The sequence below is a fragment of the Aureibaculum luteum genome, assembly GCF_003449015.1.
Lineage (GTDB): Bacteria > Bacteroidota > Bacteroidia > Flavobacteriales > Flavobacteriaceae > Aureibaculum > Aureibaculum luteum.
Window position 1 is genome coordinate 890,494 of record NZ_QRGD01000001.1, and the last position, 16,780, is coordinate 907,273.

The window sequence follows — 16,780 nt, forward strand, 5'->3', positions numbered from 1 at the left end:
TTCAATTTGTAAATGGTGATTCTTTTTCTAAAATAGAAATATTGACATCAAATATTTCTAAAAGCAAGAGTTTTAATTCATTTTCGAAAAGCTCAATATCTTTTTGAGTTACTAAAGATTTATTTACTTTTAAAAAGCCTGCCTTTAAATTTTTGAAAGATATAATACCGCTTTCCAGTGGATGTTTATCAATATCTAAATTTTCAGATTTTGAATACAATAAGGCATAAAAAAGTACCTGAAAACTTTTACTATGCTTTTTGTAATCTTTTGTAATTTGATTCCAATCCTTAATATTTAAATCATTCTGCAGCACTTTACCAGTTTTATAATCAACTATTCTTAATGTTCCGTTAAGTTCATCAATTCTATCTGCTTCACCAACCAGTTTTATAGGAAAATGGATTCCGTCAATTTCTATTTCCATTGCTAATTTTTTCTCTAGAGCTAAAATCTTAAGACTATTCCCCTGTTTAACAAGGTTTAATTCCTGTTTTAAAAAATTACTTACAAATTGTTTTGCCACATTATATACCAACAAATTCTTACCTGTAGAAATATTTCCATTACTATACACCTGATTAAACCATTTTTGAACCTCTGAAGACACTTTAGATTTCATTTGAACTAAATGCTCCTCTGTTAATATTTCATTAATGTAAGGCTCGTAAAACGCTTCTAATGTTTTATGGATAATTGTTCCTAAGGTATTTGCTGCAATTGTTTCTTCTACCTCTTCAATTTCTCTAATTCTTAATATTTTTTGATTATAAAACTCTAGTGGGTTTAGTATATAATTTGTAAGTGTTGATGCTGAAAAGCCTTTATTTGCTAAAGTTTTTAATTCGTCATTAACAAATTCATCCTTTTTAATTTCTTTAAATTCAAAATTAGTTTTAACCACGTCAGGTGCTACAACTAATTTTTCAACTTCATCTTTTTTAAATATTTCTAATTGTGTTAAAAAACGGCTTTGCTCACCAGAACCATAACTATCCGCTTCCGTATTATAAATAGCATATATGTTTTCTGCTCTTTGAATTAATCTAAAAAAGTGATACGCAAAAATGGCATCTTTTTCTTTATAGGTTGGCAACCCCACTTCTTGTTTTATATCAAATGGGATAAATGAATTATCTGACTTCCCTCCTGGCAATACGCCTTCATTTACTGAGGTTATAATTATATTTTTAAAATCAAGCACACGTGTTTCTAATACACCCATAACTTGTAAACCTGACAAAGGTTCTCCTTGAAAGGATAACTTTTCAGTTTTAAGCATTTGATTGTAAAATACATTAAGCGTTTTAATATCAGTAATATGCCCAAATTTCTCATTGAGGTTTAACAATTGCTGAAAAATAGTATAAAATCGGAACAAATATTCTCTTTCCAGTGTATTTAGGCTTTCATTTTTCTTAGCCAGCTCAATAAACCTAATACAATTATCGACCGCGACATTGGCATCATTTTTCCAATTCTCGAATAGAAATGACAGTTCTTTATACTCAGGATTGTTGTCTGCTAATTTTAATAGGCTAGATATAGAAAGATAAGTAAAATTATTTGCTGCTATATTATAAAGTAAACGATCAATGATTTCGGGTGTTTTAAATAAAGATTTTACCTGTGGATGATTTAAAACGGATATTACCTCTTTATAATAGAATCCTCCATTTTTATGATGAATTTGAAGTTTAAATAAATAATCAAATAGATTACCAAGTGGTATATTTTTGAGCTCATAACCCATTGTAATATTAACACTCTTTACCTCATTTGGTAATGAATTTAATGAAGCACCAAGCATAGATTCTTCCGCTAGAACCAAAGCCGTATCTGAAAAATTATTACTTGTATTTGCAATTTCCTTTAAAATTTCACCTGCATACTTTATTTGTGAAATGTCCTTTGGAGTTCCTATTATTTTTATATTTTTTTTATTTGAAAACTCATTGCAAGTCCATTGAAAATCATTTTTCTCAAAATAGTTCCAATCGCTTTTATATCTATTAATAAATGTAGCAACTTGTGGGTTATTTTTAATAAAAAACGCATCTATATCCCAATAAATACTGGCTATATCGCTATCTAGCAGACCCTTAAATATTTTTTCTTCCGCCTTATTCAAAGCATTAAAGCCAACAAGCACAAGTTTATCAGAAGAATTATTTATGTACCATTCAATATTCTCAGCGGCTTCTCTATATTGTAAACCTTGATATCCAATTTTACTTTCAACTAGGTACGAATAAAGTCTATCATAATAACTTTCAAATTTTTCATAGAACTTAACCTGATTTAAAATTAAATCCGTTTTTTGTTCACCTTTTAACAAGGTTTCTATTCTTTTAATATCAGTGAGATACGCAAATAAATACTTTGCATCTACAAGGTGTCTGTCTATTTCATTAAAATCTTGTAATAGTAATGGAGCCCATTTGGTAAAATTTTCAAAACTTTCAACCTTTTCTGCTTCTGTTGATACTTTATATATGGAGTAGAACTCAAATAATAATGTAGTACTATCTATTGCGTTAATTCCAGATAACTCTTCAATAAATTCTTCTATACTTATTATTTTAGGAAGTATTGTTGCTTTCTTTAATTTAGACTTCAGTATATTTTTTAAAAATATTCCTGCTCTCTTACTTGGTAATACAAAAGTAAGATCTGTACTATTTTCAGTTTTTGAAAGTATATCAATTACAACTCTATCTAGAAAACTTTGCATTAGCGGAATATTTTAAACAAATTTACGAAATGAGTTCCATAAAAAAAGCCATCCCTAATTGGGATGGCTTTTAAATTTAATATTTTTTAGCTTAGTTAGCTAAGTTGATTTCAACTCTTCTATTTTGAGCTCTACCTTTTCTAGTTTTATTACTAGCAATTGGATTTGCTTTACCAAAACCTTTAGAAGCTAATCTATCAGTTGGAATACCTTTTCCTACTATATAGTTTAATACAGCTTTTGATCTTTCTTCAGACAATCTTTGGTTTGTTTTATCAGAACCTGAACTATCCGTATAACCGTCTATGCTGAAATTAGAATCTTTAAATTCTTTCATGATATCAGCAATTAAATCTAATTTTTCAGCAACACCTGGTCTGAAAGTAGATCTACCTGAATTAAAGTAGATTGCTTTTGCAAACTCATCTAATTTGGCTTTAGCTTCAACAGTAATTACTTTTTCAGGACATCCTTGGTTAGAAGCAGGACCAGCTTCATTCACACAGTTATCATCTTTATCAAATACACCGTCATTATCAGCATCTGGCCAAGGACAACCTTTATTTTCTTTAGGACCAGCAACATCAGCACACTCATCATCTTTGTCATATACACCGTCACCATCAGCATCAGGACAACCGTTATTTGCAGCAGTACCAGCATCATTTGGACATTGATCATCTTTATCAGCAACACCGTCACCATCAGCATCAGGACAACCGTTTAAAGCAGCTAAACCAGCAACTTCAGGACAAGCATCATCAGAATCTTTTATACCATCACCGTCAGTATCAGGACAACCGTTGAAAGCTTCTAAACCAAATACTTCTGGACACTCATCATCTTTATCATAAACACCATCACTATCAGAATCTTTTCCACCAAACTTGATTGTTATACCAGCAGCATGTTGGAAATGAGGTAGTACGTTATCTTCATCAAAAGAATGTTTATAACCAGTTTGTACATTAATACCAATAAAATCGTTAAACCAAAAGTTAACACCAGCACCACCATTAGCTGTACCAGCACTATTGTCACCAACAAATTGGTAACCACCACCTACATGTAAATAAGGATCAAACCATTTTTTACCTGCCCAAAGATTATTTAATGCATATCTAATATCTAAATCTATACCAATATAAGATAAATCACTTGCAGATACATCTCCTATGTTTTCAATTTTATTTAACGAACCCGCTAAACCTAAAGAAAAACCGTTATCTAAATATCTACCTACTCTAAGTCTTGAGATAGAAGGAATAATATTATAATGGTCATCGATGTTTACAAACTCATCAAACCATCCAGCAGTTCCAGCTGCTCCAGAATTTGTAGGATAAAAATCTACTGCGTTAGCTCCAAAGTCAATAGACCATGGATTGTTTTCGTCTTGTGCATTCATGCTGAAACCAGCAATAAGAGCAACAACGAATAAAACTTTTCTTAAGTGTTTCATTTTAATTAATTTAAATTATAGTTTCTGTTTTTCAAATTTGGTGCAAATATACGAATTATACTATATCTGCAATTTTTTATTAATATTTTTTTAACATTTAGAATACGTAACGTTAATTGTAAAAGGTTATTATAATCTCTAATAGAAAGTTGCTCTATTGTCCTCTATATCAGCAAATTTCTTTAAGATGCTGTACACTTTAGCACCTTTAGCTTTATTTACATTTTTAACAGCTGTAACTGAACCCGCATAATTTTCTAAAGCTTTAGGGCTATCCTTTTTAAGGATTTTAGCAGCAAAAACACCATTTTTAGTATCTATACCTGAGTATAATTTATTCTCATTTAAAAAGACAAGAACTGAAACTACCTCTTCCGCTCTACCTATACCTGGCAAAATAGGACTCCCTAAAGACACTGCCTTTGAAGATTGAACATTAGTACTAAATGATTTTGAAATATCCAGTAAATTATCTCCTTTCATCTGCTCCTTAATTAAATTACTCTTTTTTTCATTAAGTAATTTTGTTCTAAGTGCTGCTTTTGCCGTACCTATACTAAGTCCTTTGTCATGCTTTCCTGTTAATTTAGCTACCACATAACCATCTTCCGTATCAAAACGCTTAATATCATTAACATTACTATCAGTACTAAAAGCCCAAGTAATCATTTGTCTTTGATTACTCAAGTTTGATACTCTTTCATCCATGGCTTTTAAACCAACAGCCGGCTGAACAGTTAAACCTTCTTCTTTAGCTAACTCTTCAATATCTTTACCGTCAGTTAATGCTGAAGCAAATGTTTCTGCTTTTTGATATGCAACACTTTCAGTTTCATCAGAAGCGACAATCTCTCTTGCAAAAGTTGCTAACTTCACATTTTTTTGCATATTCTTTTGGTCTTGAATATCTATAATATGAAATCCAAATTGTGATTTTATTACACCTATGTCCCCTACTTTATTTTCAAAAGTAAAATCTCTAAATTCAGGCACCATTGCTTGATATACAAACCAATCTAAATCACCCCCCTTAGCTCCGCTTCCTGTATCAGAAGATAGTATTTTGGCTAATTCAGCAAACTTTGATTTATCATTCTTAACAATAGTTAATAAACTATCAGCAGTTACTTTTGCTTGAGCCTCCGTTTGAGTAATAGATGGGTCATTTGTAGTTCCTAAAAAAGGAATTAAAATATGACGAGCTTTAACTGAATCTGGCATTTGTTTTACAGCTGCCAATTTTGTTACTTTAAAATAGTTACCTTCTTTATAAGGACCATAAACGTCACCTACATTTAATTTAAAAATAGTATCCGCTAAAATTGGACTTACTCTAGATTTTGAATAAAAGTTATTATCTAAAGGAATATCAGATGCATTATTTCTGAAAAAGTCTTCAACATTATCTGTATTAGACAAACCTGTAACATTTACATTTCCCTTTGCTGCTGAACTATACTCTTCTCTATTATTAATAATTTTTTCAACTTCTGTTCTAATAGCTGCTTGATCTTCTGCAGAAGCTTTGATATCAAATTTCACAAAACTAATATCGCGAGAAGCTTCCGCTTTGTAATCATTTGGATGACTTCTTACATATTGTTCAATTTCACTATCTGTTACCGCAACGGCACTATCTGCAATATAAGTATAAGGTACATAAACATACTCCAAATCAAGTTTAGTATTATTTGCCATATAATAACGCTCCCCTTCTTTAAAGGTAGCACCTAAACCAGCTGAAACAAGATTATTATAAGTTCTTAACTCTAAATTGTTTTTTATATTTCTTTCGTAATCTAACCAACTTAACCAAGCTTGTCTGCTATTTGCATCATCATCTTTAGCATCATTTAACGTAGCAATATGCTCTTTAAACATATCCTCATCAAAAAGGCCAGCTGCATTTTTAAATTGAGCACCATCTTTAACCCATGACTGTTTCAAAATTTCATCCCAAACATCTTTTTCACCAACAGTAACTCCAGATTTCTCTAATTGAGCTTTGTAAATTTTCTGACGCACTAAATTTTCCCAAGCTCCATTCACATTTTGCATTTGAGTACTTCTACCACCAGACATCGTTTTTTGCTGCTCTACCATTTGAGCAAATTCTTCTCGACTTACGTTTTCACCGTTAATTTCACCTACAGAAGTATTAATTCTAGAACCGGTTCCGTCAAACACTCCCGATAATACAAATGCGAATAAGGCAAGCCCTATTATAATGATTAAAAAAAATGTACGCTCTCTAATTTTTGCTAAAATTGCCATTTTAATTTATGAATAAATTTAATTATAATTTTTAAAACTTAAAGTTCTGAATTTAAAAGGAAAAACCTTAGTATAAATTCAGTCCGCGAAAATACAAAAAATTTAAAAGATTGAAGAAGTAATAAGTCAATTAATTTAATATAGGTTAGTGGTTTATTCTTCTTTATACAATACTTTCAGATAAACTTGCTCTATTTTAGATGAAGAAACTTCAAGAATTGTAAATTGAAAGCTATCAACTTCTATTATTTCGTCTTTTTGAGGAATGTTTTCTGTGGCATCAACAATTAAACCACCAAGTGTTTCGTAAGCATCATTTTCAGGTAAGGTCAAATTATAGGTTTCATTAATATAATCAACCTCTAAACGGGCTGAGAACTCAAACTCTCTATCATTTATCTTATTTTCTAAAAATTCAACTGTATCATGCTCATCTTCAATATCACCAAACAATTCTTCAATAATATCTTCAATAGTAATTAAACCAGAAGTACCACCATATTCATCGATAACAACTGCTACACTTTTTTGTTTTTTAGTTAGGTCATTTAAAATATCATTAATCATCATTGTTTCTGGAATAGTTTCTATAGGAAGCAACAATGAGCGTATAGTTTTAGGGTTTTTAAACAATTCAAACGCATGTATATAACCAATTACATCATCCAAAGATTCTTTATAAACAATAATTTTTGACAATCCGGTTTCAACAAAAAGATTCTTTAGGTTTTTAATTGTATCGGTAACATCAATGGCAACAATATCAGTTCTAGGTATCATAGCATCTCTTGCCCTAACATTATGAAAATCTAAAGCGTTCTGAAAAATTTGTATTTCAGAATCTACTTCTTCATCAGAAATTTCTAACTGCTCATTAATATAATCACCTAATTCTGCCTTAGTAAATGCCAATTGCACATCGTCTTCTTTCGTATTAAAAACTACCCGAAGTACAAAATCAGAAATCACCATTATAAAACTAGAAATAAAATAAAAAAGCAAAAAGAAGATATAAGCGGGTATGGCAAATATTTTTAGCGTTTCATTGGAATAAATTCTAAAAATTGCTTTAGGTAAAAATTCCGCCGACACTAATATAATTAAAGTAGAAATAATAGTTTGGACCAATAAAACAAGAAAATCGTTATACAAATAAGGTTCGAGGTAAGGCATTAACAATTCACCCATAAAATAACCATAAACCACCAAAGCTATATTATTACCTACTAACATTGTGGTAATGAACTTCGAAGGGTTTCCTGTTAACTTGGTCAAAACGCTTGACAGAAAAGTGTCTTTTTTCTTTTCAAGTTCAATATGCATTTTATTGGCGGAAATAAAAGCAATTTCCATCCCTGAAAAGAAAGCAGATAATAAAATTGAAATGATAATTATGATAATTTGTACTTCCAATTTTTTAATTATTTAGTTTGGTCATTTCCCTTTTGATATTGACCAGCTTCAATCTTTTTTCTAAAATGTTTTTTAAAAAAATACATAAAGATGGCTAGTACAGCAAATATCAATAAAAAATAGGAGTTACTTCGTTCTCCAGGTTTATTAAACCTATAAATACCATCTACAAATAAAATAATACCAATAACTAAATATCCGTATTCAAAAAAGCGTCTTAAGTTTTTCATTATTCTCTATATAATAAACATAAAATCAGTTAACTCGTTCTTTAAGGATGTCTACTTCTAATTGAAACATCTCTAGCTCCCTCTTATAAGTGGAACCAATTACTATTATTTAATATTCTCATCTGCTACTTCGTTACTTTCGTTTACATATACAACTCCGCTTGGGTTGCTCGTAATTACTTTAGATAAATCCTCATTTGATTCAAAACCAGAACCTTTTATTGAGTCTAATTTTCTGTAAAGTTTAAAAGCCTTTTCCGTATAAATATAGTGTGTTTTCTGATCCCAAAAAAGTTGATCTGTATACAATTTACTATTGTCTTTATGATTTATCACCACCACATTTCCTTTTACTTCAGAAATTAAGGTCTTACTATAGGTTTTAGCATAATCGCCAATTAATGTAATAGAATCGCCCAACTCATCGTAAGTAGTTACCTCTATGCCTTCTGGAAATTCTTGATAAGGATGCTCTTCTCTATTGGCAAAATCATTCATTAAAGGAGTAAGGAGTTTTGTTTGTACTCTACCAGAATCTGTATGAATTAAATATACATCATGAGCCACGCCAATAGGTAAATTCTTCTCTGCCAAAAAATCTTGAACTTCTTTTAAATTATTACCACACGAAAAAAGTAGTGCCGCTAAAAGGATAGCAGCAAAAAATTTAAAAGATAAATTTATAACCTTATTCATTTGGTAAAATTACGGAATAATAACGTTCAGAAATCAAGGAAATTAAAAGACTTAAACATTTAATCTTTATAGGGGTCAAAAGTAACCTTTTCGCCTATCCAACATTTAATTTCATATATAGATTGGTTTTTATTATCTTCAGAAGGAAAGCAATTCGTTCTTTTACCAGGTGCATTTTTCATATAAGCCTTTATGACTCTATCTGCTTTTGCTGTAACACTTGGATCAACCTGTTTGGCTTTTTTTGCTTTATCAGCGGCAGCAACATAAACTAATCTTTTACTGAACTCATCAGTACCACAACTATTTGCACTGCTTGCATATAAACTTGCAATTAGCAAATAAGCATCACCATAACTTGGCCTAACCTCTAAAGCTTTATAAGCGTAAGCTCTAGAAGTAGATTTGTTTTTAGACCTATAATGATATGCTATTTTTAATAGATATTCAGCTTTTTCGTATGAATCTTTTATTTCACTAATACTTTTATTTAATGCATTTATACGGCGTGGAGGTATAATATCACGATAATGGATATAGGCTTCAATAGAATTTTCTGCAACCACCCAAGCTTCCACCATTTTAGGATAAAGCTCATTATCTTTACAATCATTTACAAACAATCTAGATACCGCTCTTTTTAACCATTTTGAATCTGTTTTATTCTTCTTAAAAGACTTTTTATATAATTGTATTAACCTCTCACAATCAGCTACCGGACCATAAGTTTGATCTAATATTGGCTCAATTTGGCTTAAACCTCTTAGGTTAATCTTATTATTTTTTAGTTTTAATTTCTCTTTTGAAGATAGTGATATACCATCTGATTCTTTATCATTTAATGCATCTAACTCAACAGATAACAAATCCATTTTATTATGTACCGCTTCCATTACATCATCATATGTATCAAATACCAGTTGTAAGTTAGTATCTCTATTTCTTTCGGTTACTTCTTTAAAATAAAGTGTCAAATTTTTAATACTCATTTCTGTTGGATTGGCTTTAAAAGCCGCGTCCAATTTTTTAAAAACGGCATCATTTGACACTCCTCTTTCCCTTAAAGAAATGGCCCAATCACTATAAATTTTACCTAAGTTTTTTGGAAAATATTGAATTCTTTGAATGAAGATACTATCTATTAGCTCACTTTCAACTTCTTTGTCTTGGTCATAATTATTTTCAAACCTGCTTTCAACAATCTTTAATCCGTAAATATAAATTTGAACTGAATAATTTGGGCAGCTTTTAAAGGTCCTTAGCCAAGGTATATAGGCATTTTCATAATCTTTACCTTTGGCATACTTAACAAATTCAAGAAAGCTACTCTTACAATCGAAGTTTGAATTTGTTTTAATGGTATCCTTTTGCGAAAAAACACCTTCAATTATTAATAAACTTAAGAGTATTAATAATTGAAGGTGCTTCGTCAAAATGTTGTCTTTAGATTTCTATAAATCTAAGGAATTCTTACCGTTGTACCAATCCAACAACCTATTTTATATGAATCTCCCGATTTTTTACCTTCGTTAAAAATCAATTTTGTATTAGGAGCATGATTTAAATAGGCTCTTATTGATTTATTTGCTTTAGTTGCAATTCCTGGATCTACTGCTTTTGCCTTAGCTGCCATATTTGCTGCCGCTACATATACCATTCTTTTCTCGAATTCAGAAGTTCCACAACTATTTGCACTACTACTATATAAACTAGCTATTAACAAATAAGCATCACCATAACTTGGTCTTTCTTTTAACGCTTTATAAGCATAACTTCTAGAAGTTGACTTATTCTTATATCTATATTGACTAGCGATACCTAACAATAATTTTGCTTTTTTAAATGGATCTGTTTCTAGATCTATCGCCTTATTTTTATATTCTAATGCTTTTTTAGACTCTCCTCGTTCTTCTAAAATACCCGCATAGAAAATATATGCATTTGCTGAAGGTTCAACTGTTACCCAAGCTTCTACTAGTTTGGGGTATAATGCATCTTCCGTACATTCTTTAGAGTACATTCTTTGCACCGCCCTTTTTAACCATTTTGGATCCGTTTTGTTTGCGTCAAAACTCTTATTATATAGAGGTATTAGCCTATCACAAGTGGCAACTTCACCTAACGTTTGATCTAAAATTGGTTCTACTTGACCTAACCCTCTAAGGTTAATGGCGTTATTTTTTATCTTTAATTTTTCTTTGGAAGTTAATGTTTTTCCTAAAGAATCTTTTAACGTTAATTTATCTAACTCTTCAGACAACATATCCATTTTTCCATTCACTCCATCTAAAACATCATCGTAAGTATCAAACACCTTTTGTGGGTCAGTATCTTTATTTCTTTCTGTAACTTCTTTAAAATAAAGAGCTAAGTTTTTAATACTCATATCTGTTGGGTCCTCTTTAAAGGCAGCTTCCAATTTTTTGAAAACGGCATCATTAGATGCTCCTCTTTCTTGTAAAGAAATAGCCCAATCACTATATACTTTAGCGGAATTTTTTGGAAAATGAACTAATCTTTTAGCATAAATTTCATCAATTAATTTACTTGCAGCAGCTTTATCTGTACCTTTTTCATACATGTTCTCAGCTATTTTCAAACCATCAACATATATATACAAAGACGCTTTTGGGCAATTATCATAGCTCCATTTCCACATATCATAAGCTCCATCAAAATTACCAGCTTTTACACTTTCGTGAAAAAGAGATAAGTTTTGTTTACATTTTTCGGGTTCAGCCCCATACTTATCATCTTGTGCATAAACATTGCTTAAACCAGTTACCAGCAATAAGCCTAAAACCAAATTTGTAATTTTTCTTTCCATCTTTAAAGGTATTAATTAATCTTTCTACTTATAGGTCCTTGTTATTGTATCTTTCGTTTAACAAACCATCTATCATTGAGCGTTAAACCGAGGCGAAAGTTAAAATAATTTTCTTTAATAAGCGAATTATTTATTTCTCCTCTTTTACCAAACTCAAAACCAAGGTTTAAATTTGATAATTGTTTGCCTATAGGTAATCCTACTCCAAAAGACATGCCAAGATCGTTAACTTTATCATTATTAATTGCAATTCCAGTTTGCCTCATATTAAAACCTGCCCTGTAAGTTATTCGTTGCCAGTAACTTGATATCGAATTTATTTTAGGAATATAAAACCCTCCAACAGAAACTCTACTCATTTTATCATGGCTCAATCTAGTATTATCTGCTAAAACCCCATTTGTAAAATCAATGGCATTATGAAAGCTATATTCTAAACCAGCATACCATTTATTCTCTTGCCCCAAACCAACACTTAAAATAGTATTCAACGGTTTTTTAATATCATTATCAAAAGAGTTATTTACTAAAGTATCTCTAGGGCTAACGGTTCCGTCATTAGTATTAACCAATGAAAACAATAGTTCATCACCTTCATTTGACAAGTTATTCTTGAAGTGAAAAACGGCACCAGTTTTTAATGTCAGCTTGTCGGAAACTTTAGCACTGTACTGCAACCCTGCTTTTGCAGTAAACCCCTTTAAATCAGAGTTGGTTGTATGCATAGTAGCTAATTGTACACCATTTCTTCTGTTCAAAAGTGAATTCTCAATAGTACCAAATACATAAGAAGCTTCTAAACCGATGCTAACATTTTTATGTAATTTATAACCAAAACCTAAAAACACTCGATTGGTACCACCACTACCTTCAAAAAAATTAATTTCTGTTAAATCACCATCAGCATCTTCAAACTCTTCAGTTAAAGAATAACCAACAGTTGTATTTGGCTGTAAACCAAAAGATACCCCCCCCTTATTCCCAATTGGAATACCTAATGCAAAATAAGACAAAGAAGCTGTTGAGGCCGATCCTTTATTTGTACCGTCGTTTATCGAAATTGATTTGTTTTCACCAGCAATTGTATAGGTTGTATATTGTAAATAAGCCAATGCTGCTGGGTTCGTAAAAGTCAATTGGTATGAACTATTAAAAGCACCACCTATCTCCCCCATACTCATTTCCTCTACTGTTTTTTGGGGAGTTTCTTCACCAATACCAAAAAAAGAATAAGGTGAGTTATTATTTTTTTGAGCAAAGCCTTTAATAGATAAAAGGATAAGTGATAATACTATAAGTTTCTTAATCATTCGTTTAGATTGTATATCAATATGCTGTTAAGTCCCTCCAATAAAAAATTTGGATTGGCAAATATGCTACTTTTTAACTTTTTAGCCAAGAAATTTGTGTCTCCTCCTGTTAAAACTACTGTTAAATTTGAAAATTCACTGTTATATTGCTTTATAATTCCATTTATTTCTTCAATAAACCCATTTAAAACTCCCGAATGAATTGAGCTTTTGGTGTCCGTACCTAACAATTTATAACTGGCTTGTTCTAATAATGGTAAATTAGCCGTAAACTGATTAAGTGACTTGTACCTTAAATTAATCCCCGGCGAAATTGCTCCACCTAAATATTCATTTTTTGAATTTATAAAATCATACGTAATGCAAGTACCCGAATCAATTACCAATACATTCTGCTTGGGATATTGATTGGCCGCCGCACTAGCCAATGCAATTCTATCTACACCTAAAGTGAATGGGGTATCGTATTTATTTTGAAAAGGAACGCTCGTTTTATGATCAAGTTTTACGAATTTTTCGAACTTTTTAAGCTCCACATCAGTTAAAATATTGGTAACTGACGACATAATACAATTTTTAAGGCTATATTCTTCTTGTAATTTATCAATATTTTTATTGATATCGTCATGATCAGAAATCAAACTAAAAACTAACTTATCCTGCTTAAAGACAGCTAGTTTAGCTCTAGTATTTCCAATATCAATTATTAAATTCATGATGTGTTTTAAAGAATTGTAAAGATACGAATAGATTTTTTACGATTTTGTTTTGATTAGTATTAAATTAAAATTTATATTTGCAACCGCTTTTAAAGCAATGGTGCCTTAGCTCAGTTGGTAGAGCAATGGACTGAAAATCCATGTGTCCCTGGTTCGAACCCTGGAGGCACCACAAAAACCCCAAACTTAGTTTGGGGTTTTTTGTTTTTAATAGATACTCTCTTTTTTCTTCATATCTATTGACGTGTTTTCCTTTTACTTTACCGAAAATCATTATTTGTTGTAAAAAAAATCAGACTGATTAGTTGTAAAAAAATGTAACTTGCACAACAATAAATTTTGTCAAAAACATGAATTGGGAACAACTACTTTCTTTAAAAAAATATGGCGATACTAAGCCAAGAGAACGCAACAAGCAGAATGAGACAAGAATAGGTTTTGAGGTAGATTACGATCGTATCATATTCTCTGACTCCTTTAGAAGTTTACAAGATAAAACACAGGTAATTCCTCTTTCAAATACAGATTTCGTTCATACGAGGTTAACCCATAGTTTAGAAGTTTCTGTTGTTGGCCGTTCATTAGGAAGAATAGTTGGTAAGGCCCTACTAGAAAAGTATCCAAAGTTAAAAGATCTTGGCTATCAAATTAACGATTTTGGAGCCATAGTGGCTAGTGCTTGTTTAGCCCATGATATTGGTAATCCGCCTTTTGGACATAGTGGTGAAAAAGCAATTGGAGAATATTTTAAATCAGGCAACGGAATAAAATATAAGAATGAACTATCTAACAAACAATGGCAAGATTTAATTGATTTTGAAGGAAATGCAAATGGTTTCAAAATTTTAACCGAATCTAGAACAGGCGTTGAAGGTGGTTTACGCTTATCTTATGCCACTTTAGGTGCTTTTATGAAATATCCAAAAGAGTCTTTGCCTAAAAAACCAACAGCTAATATTGTAGATAAAAAATATGGTTTTTTCCAATCGGATACTGAAACTTTTTTAGATGTTGCAAAGAGCTTACAATTAGAACAAAATAGAAATGAAGATGTTTCTTATTTAAGACATCCTCTAGCATTTTTAGTCGAAGCAGCAGATGATATTTGTTATACCATAATTGATTTTGAAGATGGTATTAATTTAGGTTGGATTGAAGAAGAGTTTGCCTTAGAATATTTAATAAAACTGGTAAAAGACACTATAAATACTGAAAAATACTACCAATTAACTACAAAACAAGACCGAATAAGCTATTTACGTGCACTCGCTATTGGAAATTTAATTAATGAAGCTGCAGCCGTTTTTTTAGAAAATGAAGCAAAAATATTGGCGGGAAAATATCAAATTTCTTTATTAGAAAAATGTAAATATGAAGCTCAAATTAATGACATTATTAAAATTAGTATCAATAAAATTTACAGAAGTAAAGAGGTAATTGAAAAGGAAATTTCGGGTTATAAAGTTTTAGCGGACTTATTAGATGTTTTTATTAACGCTGTAAACAATACTTTTGAACAAAAGCCAAGTAGTTATGATAACTTAATAATGAACCTGTTACCTGTAAAATATCAAAACCTAGATACAAATATATATGATAGAATTCTATCCGTCTGTAGCTTTATAGCAAGTATGTCAGATGGTGCAGCTATTTTATTACATAAAAAGATAAAAGGAGTGGTAATTTAAATTTTTACTTATTATAAATATCTTATACATTTTAAAATCTGTACATAACACCAATACCTAGTATTTGTTTAAACTGCACTCTGGCACCAAGCGTTTCTAAAGTTCCGTCGTTATTAGTATCCTCCTTATACTTTACATCATCATCATAAATTAAATGCCCACCAATACTTGCGTTCATAAATTTATTAATTTTAAAAGCAAAATTCAATTCCCAATCGGCATCAACATTTCCAAATTTATTTATATAATCAGAATAAAGGCTTAGCTTATTACTCATTAACACGTTTTTAGCAATCTGTTTATTCCATGTACTTTCTACTAAAAAACCAAATTCATTTCTCGACTTTTCTCCAGGAGTTACACCAAATGCTCCACTATTTGATAAACTTTCATCAAAAACAAGAGTTGATTTTAAGGTTATTGGAGAAAGGTATAAAGAAAATTTTTGCTGTTTTATTTCATAATGCGTACCTGCACCTAAAAATATATATGCAGGAGCAAACATTCTTGATATCGGATCACTAGTATTTGGGTATTTATATCCGTTTGTAAATTGAGTTTTAAAATTAAATTGCATTGAATAAAACCAATTTGAAACAGTATCTCGTCGATAACCAAAAACGGATTTATACTCGAACCTATCCTCAGATTTTCTTAACTCTCTATCTTCTTGAGAATTCAAACCATATCGAACATACAACTCATTATTCCACAATAAATGTAACTTTTTATAGAGCCTAACTAAATCGACCTTAAACAAACCTGAAACGGAATTATTACCACCGGCACTCCAATTGATAAATGCGGCTTCATTTACATCCAATCCAATGCTATTCTTTTTTTGCCACCAAACAGGATCATCTGCATATTTTCTAGTTCTAATTTTGGCAACTTTTATAGGATTAGTAACCTTCAGGGTATCAATGGTTAAGTTTTTTATAGGTGCTATATAACTTTTCTCTTTGGGTAATGGAATATAGATTGTATCGTTATTTAATTTATTTACCGTTAACCTATAACGTTCTGTAAAAACATAGTCATTCCTTAAGGAGTCATATGCTATGTCATAATAAGGTTTTAACAAAGTATTCATCTTAATTTTTAAAGAATCTAACTTAGTCAATCTTCTTACAGAATCAATTTTCATATAATTACCAACAGAATCCAATTGAATAACCACATCTATTGAGTCATTTAATTGAAATCTTTTTACAGTATCTCTAGGTTTAACAGGACTGATTGTATCAGATAAAAACATATCTAATACTTTTTTTACAGATCCAGAACTCCGCATTGAATCAGTATTACTAATGGTATTTAGTATATTGACCTTGGTACTATCAACTTGGGCGAAAACACTTAATGAAAAAAGAAGTGTAATTACAATGTAGGTGTGCTTATTTTTCAAACTTATTAATTTCAAAATA

Annotated in this window: 12 protein-coding genes and 1 tRNA gene; 2 read left to right on the plus strand and 11 right to left on the minus strand. The window is 30.7% G+C overall.

Going from position 1 to position 16,780, the window contains the following annotated elements; genetic code table 11:
- Nucleotide 1: 1 nt before the first annotated feature.
- From D3P13_RS03930 to D3P13_RS03975, 10 genes are all read right to left on the minus strand, one after another.
- Nucleotides 2-2,734: a PD-(D/E)XK nuclease family protein gene (locus D3P13_RS03930; RefSeq protein WP_117879973.1), complete on the minus strand. Its 2,733-nt coding sequence runs from the start codon at nucleotides 2,732-2,734 to the stop codon at nucleotides 2-4.
- A 91-nt stretch (nucleotides 2,735-2,825) separates the two neighbouring features.
- Nucleotides 2,826-4,196: an OmpA family protein gene (locus tag D3P13_RS03935; protein WP_117879974.1), complete on the minus strand. Its 1,371-nt coding sequence runs from the start codon at nucleotides 4,194-4,196 to the stop codon at nucleotides 2,826-2,828.
- A 138-nt stretch (nucleotides 4,197-4,334) separates the two neighbouring features.
- Nucleotides 4,335-6,470, minus strand: coding sequence for a peptidylprolyl isomerase (locus D3P13_RS03940; protein WP_117879975.1), 2,136 nt, complete (start codon nucleotides 6,468-6,470; stop codon nucleotides 4,335-4,337).
- A 153-nt stretch (nucleotides 6,471-6,623) separates the two neighbouring features.
- Nucleotides 6,624-7,883, minus strand: coding sequence for a hemolysin family protein (locus D3P13_RS03945; protein ID WP_117879976.1), 1,260 nt, complete (start codon nucleotides 7,881-7,883; stop codon nucleotides 6,624-6,626).
- Between the two features lie 8 nt (nucleotides 7,884-7,891).
- Nucleotides 7,892-8,113, minus strand: a complete 222-nt coding sequence (locus D3P13_RS03950) for a hypothetical protein (protein ID WP_117879977.1) — start codon at nucleotides 8,111-8,113, stop codon at nucleotides 7,892-7,894.
- Between the two features lie 105 nt (nucleotides 8,114-8,218).
- Nucleotides 8,219-8,809: an LPS export ABC transporter periplasmic protein LptC gene (gene lptC / locus D3P13_RS03955; protein WP_117879978.1), complete on the minus strand. Its 591-nt coding sequence runs from the start codon at nucleotides 8,807-8,809 to the stop codon at nucleotides 8,219-8,221.
- Between the two features lie 59 nt (nucleotides 8,810-8,868).
- Nucleotides 8,869-10,242 carry a hypothetical protein gene (locus D3P13_RS03960; protein WP_117879979.1) on the minus strand — a complete coding sequence of 458 codons (1,374 nt, stop codon included), beginning with the start codon at nucleotides 10,240-10,242 and terminating at the stop codon, nucleotides 8,869-8,871.
- 26 nt (nucleotides 10,243-10,268) lie between these two features.
- Nucleotides 10,269-11,636 carry a tetratricopeptide repeat protein gene (locus D3P13_RS03965; protein WP_117879980.1) on the minus strand — a complete coding sequence of 456 codons (1,368 nt, stop codon included), beginning with the start codon at nucleotides 11,634-11,636 and terminating at the stop codon, nucleotides 10,269-10,271.
- A 41-nt stretch (nucleotides 11,637-11,677) separates the two neighbouring features.
- Entirely contained in the window at nucleotides 11,678-12,946 is a 1,269-nt protein-coding gene (locus D3P13_RS03970; protein WP_117879981.1) for a hypothetical protein, read from the minus strand.
- Nucleotides 12,943-13,662 (minus strand): type III pantothenate kinase, encoded by a 720-nt coding sequence (locus D3P13_RS03975; RefSeq protein WP_117879982.1) that lies wholly within the window; start codon nucleotides 13,660-13,662, stop codon nucleotides 12,943-12,945. Before D3P13_RS03975 ends, D3P13_RS03970 begins: the two co-directional genes overlap by 4 nt.
- 102 nt (nucleotides 13,663-13,764) lie before the next feature.
- Here D3P13_RS03975 and D3P13_RS03980 point away from each other — a divergent pair.
- Nucleotides 13,765-13,837, plus strand: a tRNA-Phe gene (locus D3P13_RS03980).
- Between the two features lie 178 nt (nucleotides 13,838-14,015).
- Nucleotides 14,016-15,353 carry a deoxyguanosinetriphosphate triphosphohydrolase gene (locus tag D3P13_RS03985; protein ID WP_117879983.1) on the plus strand — a complete coding sequence of 446 codons (1,338 nt, stop codon included), beginning with the start codon at nucleotides 14,016-14,018 and terminating at the stop codon, nucleotides 15,351-15,353.
- Between the two features lie 31 nt (nucleotides 15,354-15,384).
- Here D3P13_RS03985 and D3P13_RS03990 read toward each other — a convergent pair whose 3' ends face one another.
- Nucleotides 15,385-16,761 carry a DUF3078 domain-containing protein gene (locus D3P13_RS03990; RefSeq protein WP_117879984.1) on the minus strand — a complete coding sequence of 459 codons (1,377 nt, stop codon included), beginning with the start codon at nucleotides 16,759-16,761 and terminating at the stop codon, nucleotides 15,385-15,387.
- Between the last annotated feature and the right edge of the window lie 19 nt (nucleotides 16,762-16,780).

Coding starts and splice junctions, on each gene's coding strand:
- D3P13_RS03940 (WP_117879975.1), bottom strand. CDS start 6,470: ATGGCAATTTTAGCAAAAATTAGAGAGCGTACATTTTTTTTAATCATT.
- lptC (WP_117879978.1), bottom strand. CDS start 8,809: ATGAATAAGGTTATAAATTTATCTTTTAAATTTTTTGCTGCTATCCTT.
- D3P13_RS03985 (WP_117879983.1), top strand. CDS start 14,016: ATGAATTGGGAACAACTACTTTCTTTAAAAAAATATGGCGATACTAAG.
- D3P13_RS03935 (WP_117879974.1), bottom strand. CDS start 4,196: ATGAAACACTTAAGAAAAGTTTTATTCGTTGTTGCTCTTATTGCTGGT.
- D3P13_RS03970 (WP_117879981.1), bottom strand. CDS start 12,946: ATGATTAAGAAACTTATAGTATTATCACTTATCCTTTTATCTATTAAA.
- D3P13_RS03950 (WP_117879977.1), bottom strand. CDS start 8,113: ATGAAAAACTTAAGACGCTTTTTTGAATACGGATATTTAGTTATTGGT.
- D3P13_RS03930 (WP_117879973.1), bottom strand. CDS start 2,734: ATGCAAAGTTTTCTAGATAGAGTTGTAATTGATATACTTTCAAAAACT.
- D3P13_RS03975 (WP_117879982.1), bottom strand. CDS start 13,662: ATGAATTTAATAATTGATATTGGAAATACTAGAGCTAAACTAGCTGTC.
- D3P13_RS03965 (WP_117879980.1), bottom strand. CDS start 11,636: ATGGAAAGAAAAATTACAAATTTGGTTTTAGGCTTATTGCTGGTAACT.